The sequence below is a fragment of the Achromobacter sp. KK8 genome (assembly GCF_054188005.1).
Genome location: NZ_CM135178.1, coordinates 3023040 through 3040179, shown reverse-complemented (window position 1 = coordinate 3040179; position 17140 = coordinate 3023040). Strand labels below are relative to the sequence as shown.

15 protein-coding genes are annotated in these 17140 nt (G+C 67.5%); 6 read left to right on the top strand and 9 right to left on the bottom strand.

Annotation, left to right across the window (positions count from 1 at the left end):
* Positions 1 to 11 precede the first annotated feature (11 nt).
* The 5 genes from ACVN9Z_RS14060 (at position 12) to ACVN9Z_RS14040 (ending at position 4848) form a co-directional block, all read left to right on the top strand.
* Complete coding sequence (locus ACVN9Z_RS14060; protein WP_006389327.1) at positions 12 to 857, top strand: NAD-dependent epimerase/dehydratase family protein; 846 nt, start codon at positions 12 to 14, stop codon at positions 855 to 857.
* A gap of 71 nt (positions 858 to 928) precedes the next feature.
* On the top strand, positions 929 to 2047 hold the full coding sequence (locus ACVN9Z_RS14055; RefSeq protein WP_049051186.1) for a cytochrome P450 family protein: 1119 nt from the start codon (positions 929 to 931) through the stop codon (positions 2045 to 2047).
* The gene (locus ACVN9Z_RS14050; protein ID WP_054480869.1) at positions 2044 to 2388 is read left to right on the top strand and encodes an antibiotic biosynthesis monooxygenase family protein; all 345 of its coding nucleotides are present in this window, start codon (positions 2044 to 2046) and stop codon (positions 2386 to 2388) included. The genes ACVN9Z_RS14055 and ACVN9Z_RS14050 overlap by 4 nt, the downstream gene beginning before the upstream one ends.
* 50 nt (positions 2389 to 2438) lie before the next feature.
* Positions 2439 to 3320, top strand: coding sequence for a GntR family transcriptional regulator (locus tag ACVN9Z_RS14045; RefSeq protein WP_155871448.1), 882 nt, complete (start codon positions 2439 to 2441; stop codon positions 3318 to 3320).
* A 193-nt stretch (positions 3321 to 3513) separates the two neighbouring features.
* Positions 3514 to 4848 (top strand): omega-aminotransferase AptA, encoded by a 1335-nt coding sequence (locus tag ACVN9Z_RS14040; RefSeq protein WP_155871449.1) that lies wholly within the window; start codon positions 3514 to 3516, stop codon positions 4846 to 4848.
* Between the two features lie 38 nt (positions 4849 to 4886).
* Here the strand turns inward: ACVN9Z_RS14040 and ltaE are convergent, their stop codons facing one another.
* The 6 genes from ltaE to ACVN9Z_RS14010 all read right to left on the bottom strand — a co-directional run bounded on the left by ltaE (position 4887) and on the right by ACVN9Z_RS14010 (position 12857).
* Positions 4887 to 5897 carry a low-specificity L-threonine aldolase gene (ltaE, locus tag ACVN9Z_RS14035; protein ID WP_024068121.1) on the bottom strand — a complete coding sequence of 337 codons (1011 nt, stop codon included), beginning with the start codon at positions 5895 to 5897 and terminating at the stop codon, positions 4887 to 4889.
* Positions 5898 to 5939: 42 nt separating this feature from the next.
* A complete protein-coding gene (locus ACVN9Z_RS14030) occupies positions 5940 to 6827 on the bottom strand; it encodes a DMT family transporter (protein WP_458213478.1) in 888 nt (295 codons plus the stop codon).
* Between the two features lie 152 nt (positions 6828 to 6979).
* The gene (gene acs, locus ACVN9Z_RS14025) at positions 6980 to 8959 is read right to left on the bottom strand and encodes an acetate--CoA ligase (RefSeq protein ID WP_053501352.1); all 1980 of its coding nucleotides are present in this window, start codon (positions 8957 to 8959) and stop codon (positions 6980 to 6982) included.
* Between the two features lie 267 nt (positions 8960 to 9226).
* Positions 9227 to 10567, bottom strand: coding sequence for an MFS transporter (locus tag ACVN9Z_RS14020; protein WP_006389320.1), 1341 nt, complete (start codon positions 10565 to 10567; stop codon positions 9227 to 9229).
* Positions 10564 to 10971, bottom strand: coding sequence for a heme-binding protein (locus ACVN9Z_RS14015; protein WP_024068118.1), 408 nt, complete (start codon positions 10969 to 10971; stop codon positions 10564 to 10566). The genes ACVN9Z_RS14020 and ACVN9Z_RS14015 overlap by 4 nt, the downstream gene beginning before the upstream one ends.
* A complete protein-coding gene (locus ACVN9Z_RS14010) occupies positions 10968 to 12857 on the bottom strand; it encodes a propionate--CoA ligase (protein ID WP_458213477.1) in 1890 nt (629 codons plus the stop codon). Before ACVN9Z_RS14010 ends, ACVN9Z_RS14015 begins: the two co-directional genes overlap by 4 nt.
* Before the next feature lie 314 nt (positions 12858 to 13171).
* On the opposite strand from ACVN9Z_RS14010, the gene ACVN9Z_RS14005 reads away from it, so the two are divergent.
* Complete coding sequence (locus tag ACVN9Z_RS14005) at positions 13172 to 13831, top strand: C40 family peptidase (protein WP_026382559.1); 660 nt, start codon at positions 13172 to 13174, stop codon at positions 13829 to 13831.
* Between the two features lie 190 nt (positions 13832 to 14021).
* Here ACVN9Z_RS14005 and ACVN9Z_RS14000 read toward each other — a convergent pair whose 3' ends face one another.
* The 3 genes from ACVN9Z_RS14000 to ACVN9Z_RS13990 all read right to left on the bottom strand — a co-directional run bounded on the left by ACVN9Z_RS14000 (position 14022) and on the right by ACVN9Z_RS13990 (position 17122).
* Complete coding sequence (locus ACVN9Z_RS14000; protein WP_006389316.1) at positions 14022 to 14351, bottom strand: DUF2325 domain-containing protein; 330 nt, start codon at positions 14349 to 14351, stop codon at positions 14022 to 14024.
* Positions 14352 to 14589: 238 nt separating this feature from the next.
* Positions 14590 to 15534, bottom strand: coding sequence for a CysB family HTH-type transcriptional regulator (locus ACVN9Z_RS13995; protein WP_006389315.1), 945 nt, complete (start codon positions 15532 to 15534; stop codon positions 14590 to 14592).
* Positions 15535 to 15628: 94 nt separating this feature from the next.
* Positions 15629 to 17122 carry a CoA-acylating methylmalonate-semialdehyde dehydrogenase gene (locus tag ACVN9Z_RS13990; RefSeq protein WP_024068116.1) on the bottom strand — a complete coding sequence of 498 codons (1494 nt, stop codon included), beginning with the start codon at positions 17120 to 17122 and terminating at the stop codon, positions 15629 to 15631.
* Positions 17123 to 17140 lie beyond the last annotated feature (18 nt).

Below are 17140 nucleotides of genomic sequence, written 5' to 3'. Positions count from 1 at the left end.
GGCGCCCGGCCATGGCGGAACGCGTGCTGTTCATCGGTTGCGGCGACCTCGGCCAGCGCGCCGCGCGCCGCCTGCTGGCGCGCGGCGACGCGGTCTACGCGCTGCGCCGCCATCCACCGGCGCACGACAGCAGCGGCATCCACTGGCTGCAAGGCGACATCACCCGCCCCGACGGCCTGCCGGCCTTGCCGGCGGGCATCACCCGCGTGATCCATGTGGCCACCGCCGGCGCGCGCGATCCGGCCGCCTATCGCGGCGTGTTCGTCGACGGACTGAACCACGTGCTGGATGCGCTCGACACGAACCGCGTCGAGCGCATCGTGTTCGTGTCATCCAGCGCGGTGTATGGCGAACATCACGGCGACTGGGTCGACGAAGACACCCCGACCGCGCCCCAGGGCTTCAACGGCCGCATCCTGCTCGAGGCCGAAGCGACGCTTGCCGCGCGCGCGATCCCGCACACTACCTTGCGGTTTGCGGGCCTCTATGGTCCCGGCCGCCTCCAGTTGCTCGAGCGGTTGCGCGCGGGCAAGGCCAGCGCGCCGGTCGAGCCGCCGCACTGGGCCAATCGCATCCACATCGACGACGCCGCGGCCGCCATCGCGCACGTGGCGTTGCTGCCGGAGGCATCGCCGGTCTACATCGGCTGCGACGACACCCCCCTGCCGCTGCATGAACTCTATGCCGAACTGGCGCGGATGATCGGCGCGCCTTTGCCAGCCGACGGCCCGGCGCCCGCGGGCGTGGGCAGCAAGAAGCTCAGCAACGCCCGCCTGCGCGCCAGCGGGCTGGCGCTGCAATGGCCGGACTCGCGCGCCGGCTACGCCGCGCTGCTGGCCGACAGCATGCAGGCATAGTTCGGCCGCGGCCGAATCGTCGAGGGCGCGACGCGGCGATACTGGCCTGCCCTCCACCCGCCGCGCCGCCCATGTCCACGCCTTTCCCGACCGATCCGCTGCAGGCGGTCACGCACGCCGATCCCTATCCCTATTACGCCGCCCTGGCCCGTGACCGGCCGCTGTACAGGGACGCCCGGCTGGGCCTGTGGGTGGCCAGCGCCCCGGGGACGATCCGCGACATCATGCGTCATCCCGCCGCCCGCGTGCGGCCCATGGCCGAACCGGTGCCCAGGGGCATCGCCGCGGGACCGGCGGGCCTGCTGTTCGGCCGCTTCCTGCGGATGAACGATGGTCCGCGCCAGGCCCGTCTCAAGGCGTTGTTCCGCGCGTTCCTGGCGCGGCAGGCGCCGCTGGCGCCCGCACCCGACTGGCCGCGGCTGGAGATGGACACCGGATCGGCCGGCGCCATTGACCGCTACCTGCATGCCGCGCCCGTTTTTGCGCAAGCCTGTGCCCTCGGACTGCCCGGCGCCGTGGCCGCCGACTGCGCGCGCGAGGTCGGCGCGTTCCTCGCGGCCCTGCCGCCGGCCGCGCCTGAAGACCGGGTCGCCGCAGGGCACACGGCCGCCGAGCGCCTCCTGGCACGGTTGGGCGCCCACCTGGACGATCGCGCCGCCAGCCCGGCCTTGCGCGAGCTGCGCGGCCAGGGCGCCGATGCCGGCCTGGAGCCGGCGCTGCTGGCCGCCAATCTGGCGGGCCTGCTGTTCCAGTCCTGTGAAGCCGGCGCCGGCCTGCTGGGCAATGCGCTGCTGCGGGCGGGCCGCCAGCGCGCCGGCGCCGCCCTGACGCTGGCGCAGGCATGGGAACTGGTCGACGCGACGCTGCGGCACGATCCTCCCATTCACAACACCCGCCGCTTCCTGGCCGGCCCCATCGAACTGGAAGGCCAGCTCATGCAGGCCGGCGAGACCGTGCTGCTGGTGCTGGCCGCGGCGGCCATGGCGCAGCCCGAGGCGCACTGGACCTTCGGCGCCCAGGGCCATGCATGCCCCGGGCGCGACGCGGCGCGCCGCGATGCGGCCGGCGCGCTGGTCCATCTGCTGCGGGCCGGCGTCGACGACGCCGCCCTGGTGGCGCGCTTTCGCTACCGCCCCCTGCCCAATGCCCGCATTCCCCAATTTGATTTCACCGAGGAGCCCACCCCATGATCGCCGTGATATTCGAAGTCGAACCCGCCGCCGGCGACCCCGCGCCCTATCTGAACATCGCCGCGGGCCTGATCGACGAACTGAAGACGATCGACGGTTTCATCTCGGTCGAACGCTTCCAGAGCCTGGCCACGCCGGGCAAGCTGCTGTCGCTGTCGTTCTGGCGCGACGAAGATGCGGTCAAGCGCTGGCGCACGCTGGAATCCCACCGCCGCGCCCAGGAGGCAGGACGGGGCGGCGTGTTCGCCAACTATCGCCTGCGCGTTGCCCAGGTGCTGCGCGACTACGGCATGCAGGAACGCGACCAGGCGCCGGGCGACAGCCTCGCCCGCCATGGCTGACGGCGCGCCGGTCCGTTACCATTGCTGCACCGTCGCTGCCACGCCCATCCATGCCTCCTGCCGCTCCCGCCCGCCCCACTGCGCTGCAAGTCGATCTGGCGCGCCTGATCGCGCAGGACATCGTGGCGCGGCGCCACGCCCCCGGCGCCCACCTGTCCGAGGAAGCGTTGGCGGCAGGCTACGAGGTCTCGCGCACGCCGGTGCGCGGCGCGCTCAGGCTGCTGGCCGCGCAGGGATTGATCACGCACCGCCCCAACAGCGGCTACACCGTGGCCGAAAACGCCGCCTTGGCCTCGCCCGCGATCAGCGGTACGGGTCCGACCCAGGATGAACTCTACCGCCGCCTGATCGCCGACCGCGCCACGCGCGCATTGCCCGAGCAATTCACGGAACGCGAGCTGCTGCAGCGCTATCCCGCGCCGCGCAGTGTGCTGGCCAAGGCCCTGCTGCAATTGTCGGCCGACGGCCTGCTTGAAAAACGCAAGGGCCACGGCTGGCAGTTCGCGCCATCGCTGGAAAACCGCGAAGCGCTCGACGAAAGCTACCGCTACCGCATGATCATCGAATGCGCCGGCCTGCTGGAGCCGACCTTCAAGCTCGACCGCGACGCCCTGGCGCGCATGCGCGCGGCCCACGAAGCGCTGGTCCAGCGTGGCGATGGCGAGATCTCGGCCACCGAATTCTTCGGCCTGAATGCCTCGTTCCACGAAACGCTGGCGCGCTGCTCCGGCAACCGCTACATCCTGCAGGCAGTGCAGCAGCAGAACCAGCTGCGCCGGCTGGAAGAACACGCCGCGTTCCACCGCGATGCGCGCTTTCTCGATTCCAGCAACGAGCACCTGCGCATCATCGCCGCGCTGGAGGCCGGCGACCAGGAAGGCGCCTCGCAACTCATGCGCGACCACCTGAAGACCTCGCTGCGGCAATCCTGATCCCCCCTCGCGGACCATCGCTCCGTCTTTTTCCGTTCCACCTTCTTCGTCTACGCATTTGCCAGCGGGCGCCCCTTCGCGGGGAATCCGGGGACGACGGTCGCATCAGATTCGACCTCGCACGCCCTAAATTGTATTTTTCTTATTATTAATACAAAATAGGTAAGCCTGAACTCCCTTGAAGCAGGAAGCCATGTCCTCGTCCGCGCCTTTTTCGTCGTCTCCCCTCAATACCGACGCCTATTGGATGCCCTTCACCGCCAACCGGCGCTACAAGCGCGATCCGGTGCTGTTCAGCGCGGCCGAGGGCATGCACTACATCCGCCCCGACGGCCGCCGCGTGCTGGACGGCATCGCCGGCCTGTGGTGCGTCAACGCCGGCCATCGGCGCCCGGAGATCATCGAGGCCATCGCGCGCACCGCCCACGACCTGGACTATGCGCCGTCATTCCAGATGAGCCATCCCCTGGCATTCGAACTGGCCGAAAGGCTGTGCCAGCAAGCGCCGGCCGGCTACTCGCAAGTGTTCTTTTCGAACTCCGGTTCCGAGGCGGTCGACACCGCCCTCAAGATCGCGCTGGGCTATCACCGCGCGCGCGGCGAAGGCCAGCGCGTGCGCCTGATCGGCCGCGAACGTTCGTATCACGGGGTGGGCTTCGGCGGCCTGTCAGTGTCGGGCATCGGCGGGCATCGCAAGCCCTTCGGCAACCTGCTGCCCTATGTCGACCACCTGCCGCATACCTATGACCGCGAACAGATGGCCTACAGCCGCGGCCAACCGGACTGGGGCGCGCACCTGGCCGATGCGCTCGAACGCATCGTCGCGCTGCATGACGCCTCGACCATCGCCGCCGTCATCGTCGAGCCGGTGGCGGGTTCCACCGGCGTGCTGGTGCCGCCGCGCGGCTACCTGCAGAAGCTGCGCGAGATCTGCGACCGGCACGGCATCCTGCTGATCTTCGACGAAGTGATCAGCGCCTTCGGCCGCGTCGACGGCGCCTTCGCCTCGGCCCATTTCGGCGTCACGCCGGACCTCATCACCAGCGCCAAGGGCCTGACCAACGGCGCCATCCCGATGGGCGCCACGCTGGTGCGCCAGCACGTCCACGACGCCTTCATGCAAGGCCCAGACAACGCCATCGAACTGGCCCATGGCTACACCTACTCGGGCCATCCGGTGGCGTGCGCGGCCGCCCTGGCCACGCTCGACCTCTGCCATCGCGAAGGCTTGTTCCAGCGCAGCCGCGAACTCGGACGCTATTGGGAAGACGCGGCCCACAGCCTCAAGGGCCTGCCGCACGTGGTGGATATCCGCAACATCGGCCTGCTGGCCGCGATCGAACTGGCGCCCGAGGCCGGCAAGCCCGGTCAGCGCGGCTATGCGGCACACCAGGCCTGCCTGGAACGCGGCTGCCTGATCCGCGCCGCCGGCGACACCATGCTGCTGTCGCCCCCGCTCATCATCGAGCGCGCGCAGATCGACGAGTTGTTCTCGGTATTGGCCGACGTGCTGCGCGCGGGCGCCTGACGCCAGCCCTCATGGCCGCGCGGCCGGCCACGGCGGCATCAAGCCAGGTGGCGCGCCACGGCCTCGATCACCCGGCGCACGTCGTCGCTGGACAGGTCCAGGTGCGTCACCATGCGCGTCGGGCCGCCATAGACGGCGCGCATCAGGATGCCGTCGGCCGCCAGCGCGGCGGTCAAGGCATCGCACCGCGCCGGCTCAAACTCCGCGAACACCATGTTGGTGTCCTGGCTCAGCACCCGCACGCCGGCGATGCCGCGCAGTCCTTCGGCCAGCAGGCGCGCGTTGGCGTGGTCTTCGGCCAGGCGCTCGACATTGTGTTCCAGCGCATACAGGCAGGCTGCCGCCAGCACCCCCGATTGGCGCAGGCCGCCGCCCAGCACCTTGCGCCAGCGGCGGGCGCGGGCGATCAGTTCGGCGCTGCCCGCCAGCACGGAGCCGACCGGCGCGCCCAGCCCCTTGGAAAAGCAGATCGACACCGAATCGAACGGCGCGCACATCTCGGCCAGCGGCTTGCCGCTGGCCACCGCCGCGTTGAACACGCGCGCGCCGTCCAGGTGCGTGGCCAGGCCATGGGCGCGGGCCCAGTCGGTGGCGGCACGCACGTAGTCGGCGGGAATCAGCTTGCCGTGGAACGTGTTTTCCAGCGCCAGCAGGCGGGTGCGGGCAAAGTGGGGATCGCCTTCGGGCTTGAGAGCGGCCGCCAGCTTTTCCAACGGTAGCGTACCGTCCTCGGCGTGTTCGATGGGTTGGGGCTGGATGCTGCCCAGCACCGCCGCGCCGCCGCCTTCGTACTTGTAGGTATGCGCCTGCTGGCCCACAAGATACTCATCGCCCCGCTCGCAATGCGCCATCAGCGCCGCCAGATTGCTCTGCGTGCCCGACGGGAAGAACAGCCCGGCCGCCTTGCCCGCGCGTTCGGCCACGGCTTGCTGCAGCTGGATGACGGTGGGGTCATCGCCCATCACGTCATCGCCCAGCGGCGCGCTGACCATGGCCTGCAGCATGGCCGGGGACGGCCGGGTGACGGTATCACTGCGCAAATCGATCATGAAGCTTCCTTGAGGGAAAACGGAATCCGGTAAACGGGCCGGTCAGCCCGCGCGCGCGGCGGGCGCCGCGCGGCTCACGACAAAAATGCCGGCGAGAATCAAGGCCATGCCGCCCAACTCGACCGGCGACGGACGCTCGGACAGCACCGCCCACGCCATCAGCATCGCCACCACCGGCACGCCCAGGCTGGACAGGCCGGCAATCGAGGCCGGCACGCGCCGCACCACCTGCAGCCACAACAGCCAGCCGGCGGCCGTGGCGATCAGCACGATATAGACCATGCCGGTCCACAGTTGCCAGCCCCACTGCGCCGGGATCTGCGGCACCAGCCACGCCACCGGCGTCATCACCAGTCCGCCAAACAGCATCTGCCAGGCGGTGAAGGTCATCACGTCGGGCGCATGGCGATCGAACATGCGCTTGGACAGCACCGTGCCCACGCCCCAGCACAGGCCGCTGCCCAGTCCCAACAGCGCCGGCCGCAACTCGCCCACGCCGTGCCACGGTTCGATGAACAGCACCAGGCCGATCGCGGCCAGGCCGATGCCGACGCCGTGGCGGGCCGTCGGCCGCTCGCCCAGCAGGCCCCACGCGAACAGCACCACCCAGAACGGCATGGTATAGGCCATCAACGACACCTTGCCGACGCCGCCGGACACCAGCGCGGTCTGCACGAAGCCCTGGAAGCCGGCGGTCTGGGTCAGGCCGATCAGCAAGGTCAGCTTCCAGGAGGGCAAGCCGAGCGGCCGCCGAGTGGCGGCGGCCAGCGCGAACAGCACCAGCGCGCCGGTCACGTAGCGCAGCGCCACGAAATCGAAGGGGCCGATGTAGGGCACGATCAGCTTCATCGCGATCCAGCTACCCGCCCACACGAGGATGGTGCTGAACATCAGGGCAAGCCCTGCGCGATCGAAACTGCTGCGGCTCACGGCGGCGTCTCCGGTGGAAGATTGAACGGGAAAACTTGAATGGAAAAAACGACGATGCCCATGCCGGCAAACCGGCATGGGCACCTCACATTATGCTCCCGTCGAGGCGGGAACCGTCCACGCCGTCCGCATGACGGACGGCGCGCCCCGCATTACAGCGGCTTGGACAGCTGTTCCAGGATGGCGGGATTTTCCAGCGTCGACACGTCCTGCGTCACTTCCTCGCCCTTGGCCACCACGCGCAGCAGACGGCGCATGATCTTGCCGGAGCGGGTCTTGGGCAGGTTGTCGCCGAAGCGGATGTCCTTGGGCTTGGCGATCGGGCCGATTTCCTTGGCCACCCAGTCGCGCAGCGTCTTGGCGATGGCCTGGGCGTCGGCGCCTTCGGGACGAGCGCTCTTGAGCACCACGAAGGCCACCACGGCCTCGCCGGTGGTGTCGTCGGGACGGCCGACCACGGCGGCCTCGGCCACCAGTTCGTGCGCGACCAGCGCCGACTCCACCTCCATCGTGCCCAGGCGGTGGCCCGACACGTTCAGCACATCGTCGATGCGGCCCATGATCCAGAAGTAGCCGTCCGCGTCGCGCTGCGCGCCGTCGCCGGCCAGGTAATAACCGCGCAGTTCCGACGGGAAGTAGCTCTTCTTGAAGCGCTCCGGGTCGCCCCAGATGTTGCGGATCATCGCCGGCCACGGGCGCTTGATCACCAGGAAACCGCCATTGCCCTGGTCGACGTCGCCGCCGGTCTCATCGACGATGGCGGCGGCGATGCCCGGCAGCGGCAGCGTGCACGAGCCCGGCTTGGTCGGGGTGGCGCCCGGCAGCGGCGTGATCATGTGGCCGCCGGTCTCGGTCTGCCACCAGGTGTCGACGATGGGGCAGCGCTCGCGGCCGACGTTCTTGTGATACCAGATCCAGGCCTCGGGGTTGATGGGTTCGCCCACCGTGCCGATGATGCGCAGGCTGTCCAGGTCGTACTTGGACGGATGGGTGTCGGGCGCCGCTTCGGCGGCCTTGATCAGCGAGCGGATCGCGGTGGGCGCGGTGTAGAAGGTGGTGACCTTGTGGCGCGCGATCATGTCCCAGAAGCGGCCGGCGTTGGGGAACGTCGGCACGCCTTCGAACACCACCTGCGTCAGGCCCGCGGCCAGCGGGCCGTAGGTGATGTAGGTGTGGCCGGTGACCCAGCCCACGTCGGCCGTGCACCAGTAGACGTCGTCCTTGCGGGCGTCGAAGGTCCACTTGACGGTCAGCAGCGCCCACAGCAGGTAGCCGGCGGACGAATGCTGCACACCCTTGGGCTTGCCGGTGGAGCCGGACGTGTACAGGATGAACAGCGGATGCTCGGCGTTGACCGGCACCGGTTCGCAGGTGTCGGCCTGGCCGGCCTCGACGTCGTGCATCCAGAGGTCGCGGCCTTCGTTCCAGGCGACCTTGCCGCCGGTGCGGCGGTAGACGATGACGCGCGTGACGGCGTCGCAGCCGCCCATGGCGATGGCTTCCTCCACCGCCGGCTTGAGCGGGATGGTCTTGCCGCCGCGCACCTGTTCGTCGGCGGTGATGACCAGCGAGGCGCCGACGTCGACGATACGCTCCTGCAGGCTCTTGGCCGAGAAGCCGCCGAACACCACCGAATGCGTCACGCCCAGGCGGGCGCAGGCCTGCATGGCCACCACGGCCTCGATCGACATGGGCATGTAGATGATGGCGCGGTCGCCCTTCTTGTAGCCCAGCTTGGCGATGCCGTTGGCGAAGCGGCACACGCGCGCCAGCAGTTCGCGGTAGCTGACCTTGGTGACCTTGCCGTCATCGGTCTCGAAGATGATGGCGGTCTTGTCGGCGTTGCCGTTGGTCAGGTGCACGTCCAGGCAGTTGGCCGAGACGTTCAGTTCGCCGTCGCCGAACCAGCGGTAGAACGGCGCGTTGGACTCGTCCAGCACCTCGGTGAACGGCTTGGTCCATTGCAGGTTGTCGCGGGCCTGGCCGGCCCAGAAACCGTCGAAATCCTTCTCGACCTGCGCGCACAGCGCGTTGTACGCGTCCATGCTGGGAATCGCGGCGCCCTGCGCCGCGCGCTCGGGCGGCGGGAACACCCGGGTTTCCACCAGTACGGACTCAATAGCATTCGACATGATCTTGTCTCCAATCTGTGATTCTGTTGTTGATGCCGCTTTTATCTGACTGCCACTCGCAACCGTATCGCCGCGCTCTTACGGGCACCTTACGCAAAATACGGGCCATAAGCCCGTATTCCGCAGGAACGCGCGCCAATCGTGACGGCAACGGCATCGACAACCGACAACGCAATACGCAACCCGCCGGATGCCGCCGCGCCGCGAGGCGCCGCGGCGGCATCCGGGACTTCATAAGAATATCAGTTGCGGCGACCGCACGCGCCCTTACGCGGCGCGGCGCGCCAGGCCGCGCGCCATGTCCACGCGCGACAGCAGGACCAGGCCGCCGACGAAGAACAGTCCGGTCACCAGGATCGCCAGGCGGTGGTTGCCATGCGTGCCCCAGGTCACCAGACCGTAGGTCAGCGGTCCGATGACCGCGGCCAGTTGCACCGCGAACGTCCACAGCGAGAAGAACTCCGCCAGGCGCCCCGCCGGCGCCAGCGCGCCGGTCATGGCGCGGCCCGCGCTCTGGGTCGTGCCCATGCACAAGCCGGCCAGCGTCGCGGCCACCCAGAACACAGGCGCCGTCACCGCGGCGTAGGCCACCAGCACCATCAGGATCCAGCCGCACAGCGTGATCGCCAGCGCCGGCTTGTGGCCGATGCGATCCTGCACATAGCCGAACGAGAACGCGCCGGCCGCCGCGCCGATGTTCACGGTGAACACCAGCAGCATGATCTGCGGCGTGGTGAACCCCATGACCTCGGAGGCATACACCGCCGCCAGCGTGATCACGACCGAGATGCCGGCCTGATAACAGGCGATGCACATCAGCAGCCGGCGGAACTCGGGAAAATGCTGGCCTGTCTCGCGCCAGGCGTAGGCCAGCCGCTTGAGCATGGCCAGCGCCGCCTGCGGCTCGCCGGATGGCCGCGCGCGTTCGCGCAGCAGGAAGAACGAGGGCAGCGCCGCCAGCGCGAACACCGCGCAGGTCACCAGGATGACGCGCGGCACGAAGTGCTCGGCGTCGAGCCCGTCGGCCTCGGCCAGTTTCACCACCACCAGCGACAGGCCCAGGGTCAGCATGCCGCCGCAGTAGCCGAAGCTCCAGCCCCAGCCCGACACCCGCCCCAGCGCCGACGGCTTGGCCAGTTCGGGCAGGAACGCCGCCACCACGGACTCGCCGACGCAGTAGCAATAGTTGGAGACAACGATGGCGGCCAGCGCCAGCCAGACGTCGCCCGGCCCGGCCTGGGTCAGCACCAGCGTGGCCGCCACGCAACCGATGGTGCTGCTGTAGAGCAGCCGCCGCTTGCCGGCGCGGGCGTCGGCGCGCGCGCCCAGCGTGGGCATCGTCAACATGATGAGCAGGTAGGACAGCGACAGCGCCGCGGTCCAGGCCAGCGTGGCCCACGGCGCGCGGCCGCCGACCACACCGACGAAATACGTGCTGAACACCGCCGTGAGGATCACGGTGGTGTAGCCGGAATTGGCGAAGTCGTACATGGCCCAGGCCCAGACCTCGCGCTTGGCCACGCCGGGGTTCAGCGGACTGCCGTCCGCCTCCCCGCCGGCGGACGCGGCGGCGCCGGCGGGCGCCTGCCGCGGCGTTTCCTGGCTCACAGGCCCAGCGCGGCGATGCCAGCCTGGGCGATCTGGGCGTCTTCGGTCGACTTCACGCCCGACACGCCGACCGCGCCCACCACCTGGCCATTGGCCACGATCGGCACACCGCCTTCCAGCATGCCTTCGATCAGCGGGGCCGACAGGAAGGAATAGCGGCCGTTGTTGATGATCTCTTCGTAGACGCGCGATTCACGGCGGCCCAGGGCCGCGGTCTTGGCCTTGGCCGGGGCGATGTGCGAGGAAATGGGCGCGGCGTCGTCCAGTCGCAGCATGCCCAGCAGGTGGCCGCCGTCGTCCGACACGGCGATGGTGACTGCCCACTTGTTCTGCAGGGCGTGTGCCTCGGCCGCGGCCAGGATCTTCTTGACGTCTTCGGCGGTCAGCACGGGTTTGGTGTTCATTGCAGCGACTCCTTGATCTGTTCTAGGGCGGTGGGATCCTCGATCGTGGTCAGGTCGCCGGGATCACGGCCTTCGCATACCGCGACGATCGCGCGGCGCAGCACCTTGCCCGAGCGGGTCTTGGGCAACGCGCCCACGAACCGGATGCGGGCGGGCCGCGCCACGGCTCCCAGCTGATCTTCCACCAGCCGCATGATATCCGCTTCCAGCTGCTTTGCGCCCTCCGGCGTTTCGGCCGCGGCGGGATTCTTCAGCACCGCGAACGCCATCGCCGCCTGCCCCTTGAGCGCGTCGGCCACGCCCACCACCGCGCATTCGGCAATACCGCTGTGGCTGTTGACGGATTCCTCGATCTCGCGCGTGCCGAGCCGATGGCCGGCCACATTGATCACGTCGTCGGTGCGGCCCAGGATGAACCAGTAGCCATCCGCGTCGACCAGGCCCCAGTCGAAGGTGGAATACACCTGGCGCCCCGGGATCGACGTGAAATAGGTCTGGACGAAACGCTCGTCGTCGCCCCAGATGGTCGACATGGCGCCCGGCGGCAACGGCGGCACAATGGCGACCACGCCCTTCTGGTCAGGTCCCAGGTCCTCGCCGCTGGATTCGCTGACGATGCGCGCATCGAAGCCATAGACCGGGAACGACGGGCTGCCGAAGCGCGTCGGCACCCTTTCCACGCCCGGCTGCGCCGACAGGATCGGCCAGCCGGATTCGGTCTGCCAATAGTTGTCGATGATGGGCTTGCCCAGGCCTTCGGAAATCCAATGCGCGGTGGGTTCATCGAGCGGCTCGCCGGCCAGGTACACCGCCCGCAGCGAAGACAGGTCGTGCTTGCGCAGCAAGGCCGGGTCCTGGCGCTTGAGCACCCGCACCGCCGTCGGCGCCGAGAACAGCGTGTTGACGCCGAACTGCTCCACCAGCTTCCACAGGATGGCGCCGTCCGGGCGCACCGGCGTGCCTTCGTACAGCACCGTCGCCTGTCCGCCGATCAGCGGGCCATACACAATATAGGAATGCCCCACCACCCAGCCGATGTCGCTGGTGCAGAAGAACGTGTCGCCCGCCTTGCCGTTGAACAGGTACTCCATCGACGACGCCAGCGCCACGGCGTAGCCGCCGGTGTCGCGCTGAACGCCCTTGGGCTTGCCGGTGGTGCCGGACGTGTACAGGATGTAGCTGGGTTCGGACGACTCCAGCCATGCCACCGGCACGCGGGCGCCGCGCTGGGCGGCGCGCAGGGTGGCATAGTCCAGATCGCGGCCGGCCACCGGTTCGAACGGCGCCAGGCCGCGGTCGAACACCACCACCGAAGCCGGCGGCGTCTTGCACAGGGCCAGCGCCCGGTCCAGCAGCGGCTTGTAGGGCACCACCTTGCCGCCGCGCGAGCCGCCGTCCGTGCACACCACCACCTTGGGCGCGGCATCGTCGATGCGCTGCGCCAGGTTGACCGAGGCAAATCCGCCGAACACCACCGAGTGCACCGCGCCGATGCGGGCGCAGGCCAGCATGGTAAAGACCGCCTCGGGCACCATCGGCATGTAGAGCAGCACCCGATCGCCGCGCCCCACGCCCAGGTCCTGCAGCATGGCGGCTGCCGCGTTCACCTCTTCATAGACGTCCTGGCGGGTGTAGACCCGTTCGCGCTCGACCTCGGTGGAGACCCAGATCAACGCCGGCTTGTCGGCCTGGGTCGGCAACCAGCGGTCGACGGCGTTGTAACAGAGGTTGGTCGTGCCGCCCACGAACCACTTGGCGAATGGGGGCCGCGAAAAATCCAGGACGGATTCGAACGGCGTTTCCCAGTGCACCCGATCGGCCTGCTCGCGCCAGAAGGCATCGCGGTCGTGCACCGAGCGGTAATGGAAATCCCTGGTTTTTTGCATTTTTGTCTCCTGTTATTGTGCATACGCCTTATGGCTGATTGCTTTCTTTTTGAATCCTTCGGTCATTTTGGTCGGCAAACCTTGCACCAGGCTTGCCGCAGGTCAAAAAATTCTGCCACGCGTCTACGCCGCACGGGCGCCGGGCTGGTTACAGTAACGAACCAGTCTTAAAAGTTTGGTAGAATCCCCGCGAAGTTGTACACAACATATCTGTTGGTTGGCTGCTTGATTTCAGCTATTCAGGTGTTTTTTAGCGTTTTTGACGCTTTATTACCCCGAAAAATGCGAAACAGGCGACAACCTTCCCCAGGCGAATGCATCGACACTCCAAAAGCGCGCGACTGAATTCATCCTCTGGCCAGGCGAACCGCGGTCTGCGTTTGCTGGCGCTGGTGGCGTGCGTCGCGGGTCTGGCGGGTTGTGCAAGCACCAATCAAAAGTCCACCGCCTATACGTCCGAGATCGATCCCTACGAGACGGAATGGGTTGCCACCGCCGATGATCCCATCGGCATGCTGGTGGTGCAGAAATTCAAGCGCGAACGCCAACGCAGCCACAGCGGTGTCAGCAGCGACAACGCCATGGTCAGCGAAGCCCTGAACTACCTGGGCATCCGCTACCGCTTCGGCGGCAGCTCCCCCGATACCGGCTTCGATTGCAGCGGCCTGGTGGCCTACACCGCCGAGCGCTCGCTGGGCCTGAAACTGCCCCGCAACGCCGCCGAGATCGCGCAGCAAGGCGTTTCCATCGCCAAGAACGAGCTCAAGGCCGGTGACCTGGTCTTCTTCAACACCATGGGCCGCCGCTATTCCCACGTCGGCATCTACCTGGGCGACGACCGCTTCGTGCATTCGCCCAGCTCCGGCGGCGTGGTGCGCGTCGAGAACATGACCATGGCGTATTGGTCCAAGCGTTACAACGGCGCCCGCCGCATCGACAACAGCCTGCTCGCCACGGCTCGCGCCGCCAACTGAACCCAAGCCCGCGCAAACATTCTTGCGCCCTCGCGCGCTGCCCGCAATCCTCCATACGGCAAAACGCCGCCGGACCATTCCAGTCCGGCGGCGTTTTACATTCCTCTTCGCGACCTTTGGGGCCGCAGGCCGTTTCGGCCTCCCCAGTAATCGGTGTGTACGGCGGTCCGTACGACGGTCAGGCGCGGTATCAGTGAACCGCGGCTCCCGCAGCTCCTGCGCACAGGCCGCATTGCTGCAGGGCCTGCTGCATGCTGCACACCGAACGGCGACAAGCCACGACACGGATGCCACCGCGCTGCGCCGCGTTGCGGAAGGTCTTCATGACGTTGTGGCCCAGGAAGTCGGTCAGCAGGATGACCAGCTGGGTGCCCGAGGGCAATTGCAACGTCTTCTTCTGATGCGAAGGATCACGGCCACTGATGTGGTGGGTGATCGAAATATTGTGTCCTTTGAGCAGATCCGGGATGTTGCCGAGCCTGTCGGCGCCCACTACCACTGCACTCAATCCTGCCGTCATGTTGAACCTCACTGGGTCGTTGAGACTGGATGTAATGATAATGATTCCTATTTTTTAGTCAACTCAAATGAGATCAGTTCTTATTTAATAATTTTTATGAGCTCGTGGAAAGGGATAGCGAGCCCCCCTCTCCGGCCACCCGCCACGCCCCTGCCACGGGCGCGCGGGCAAAAAAAAACGGCTCCCCGGAAGGGGCGCCGCCTTTCGTCCGACTGCTCCGGCGCGCGGCCGGGCAGCCCTATTTCGGCGTGCCCTGCACCGCTTCCGTGACGACGGCGCGGGTCAGCGACGGCGCCAGCATTTCCAGGAACGTATAGACATAGTCCCGCAGGAACACCCCGGCCTTCACGCCGACGCGGGTGGTGTGCGTGCCGAACAGGTGCCCCACCGGCAAGCCCACCAGGCTGGAATCCCGACGCGGGTCATAGGCCACGCCCGCGATGATGCCGATGCCCAGGCCCACGTCGACGTAAGTCTTGATCACGTCCGCGTCGATCGCTTCCAGGACGATGTCCGGATGGATGCCCTGGTTGGCAAAGACCTCGTCGATCGTGCTGCGGCCGGTGAAGGCGCGGTCGTAGGTCACGATGGGGTATTCGGCCAATTGCGCCAGCGACAGGCGCTTGGCGGCGCTGGAGGTCAGCTCGGCCAGCGGATGGTCGGGCCGCACCACCACGGTGTGCTCCCAGGCGTAGACCGGCAGGGTGGCCAGGCCGGGCGTCAGCGCCAGCGATTCGGTCGCCAGCGCCAGGTCGGCCTGCTCGTGCAGCACCATTTCGGCCAGTTGCGCCGGGCTGCCTTCGGCCAGCGACAGATGCACCTTGGGAAATTGCTTGCGGAATGCCGGGATCACGCGCGGCAGCAGATAACGCGCCTGGGTGTGGGTGCAGGCGATCACCAGGCCACCCTCGTCGCGGCGCGCGAACTCGTCGCTGACCTTCTTGAGGTTGTCGACCTCGCGCATGATGCGGTCGATGACCTGCGAAACCGCCAGGCCGGGCTTGGTCAGCCCTTTGATGCGCTTGCCGTGGCGCTCGAAGATCTTGATACCGAGCTCGTCCTCGAACTCGATGATGGCCTTGGACACCCCCGGCTGGGAGGTATAGAGCATCCGGGCGGCTTCGGTCAGGTTGAAGTCGCGCCGGATGGTCTCGCGCACGAAACGAAATTGCTGCAGGTTCATGAAATTGGCCCCTGATAGACGGGCCAATTATAAGTAATAAGAACGCCTTGTTATATGACTTATTTATATAAGCTTAGGACAAGGCGTCCCTGTTTCAGCGCATCGAGATCGTGGTGTTCACGGTCTTGGCATGGGCGGACCAGCGCGCCGTGACGGTCTTGGTCTGGGTCCAGAACTGCACCGCCTGCTTGCCGTTGGGACCCAGGTCGCCCAGCTTGGAACCGCGCGAACCGGTGAAGCTGAACCATGCCACCGGCACCGGGATCGGCACGTTGATGCCGACCTGGCCGACGTCGATGTTGTTCTGGAAGTAACGCGCCGCGCCGCCATCCTGCGTGAACAGGGCCACGCCGTTGCCGTTGGGGTTGCGGTTGATGAATTCCACCGCTTCTTCCAGCGTTTCCGCGCCGACAACGCACAGCACCGGGCCGAAGATTTCCTCGGTGTAGATGGTCATGTTCTCGGTGACGCCCTCGAACACGGTCGGGCCCACGAAGTTGCCCTGCTCGAAACCGGCGACCTTCAGATTGCGGCCGTCCAGCAGCAGTTTGGCGCCTTCGTCCACGCCCTTCTGGATCAGGCTTTCGACGCGCTTCTTGGCGTTCGGCGACACCAGCGGGCCCAGGTCGGCGGCGCGGTCCATGCCGGAATTGACCTTGAGCTTCTTGGCGCGCTCGACGAAATCAGGCAGCCAGTTGCGGGCCTCGCCCACCAGCACGGCCACCGACGAGGCCATGCAGCGCTGGCCTGCGGCGCCGAACGCGGCGCCCAGCAATTGGTTCAGCGCGACTTCCGGATCGGCGTCCGGCAGGATCACGCAGTGGTTCTTGGCGCCCATCATCGACTGGCAGCGCTTGCCGGCGGCCGAGGCGCGGTTGTAGATCTCGGTGCCGACGCGGGTCGAACCGATGAACGACACCGCCTTGATGTCGGGATGCTCGCACAGGCCGTTGGCCGTTTCCGGACCGCCATGCACCACGTTCAGCACGCCCGGCGGCAGGCCGGCTTCCAGCGCCAGCTGGGCCAGGAACAGCGACGAGGTCGGATCCTGCTCGGACGGCTTGAGCACGAAGGTATTGCCGCAGGCCACCGCGATGGGAAACATGAAGCACGGCAGCATCACCGGGAAGTTGAACGCGGTGATGCCCGCGCACACGCCCAGCGGCTGGATCAGGGTGTAGACGTCGATGCCGGAGGCGGCGTTCTCGGCGTACTCGCCCAGCTGCAGGTTGGCGATCGAGCAGGCGTGCTCGACCACTTCCAGGCCGCGTCCGACTTCGCCCTCGGCGTCCGGCAGGGTCTTGCCGTGCTCGCGGGTGATCATCTCGGCCAGCTTGGCGGTATTGGCGCGCAGCAGTTCCTGGAACTTCAGCATGACGCGCATGCGCAGGCCCTGGCCGCTGTTGCGCCAGGTCTTGAAGGCTTCCTTGGAATTGGCGATGGCCTCGTCCAGTTCGGCGCGCGTGGCGAACGGCACCTTGGCCACGACTTCCTGGGTGGCGGGGTTGATCACGTCGCGCCATTCGGTGGTCTTGGACTGCACGAGCTTGCCGCCGATCAATAGCGGAACGCGGGGGACTTCACTCATTTGATGCTCCTCACAACT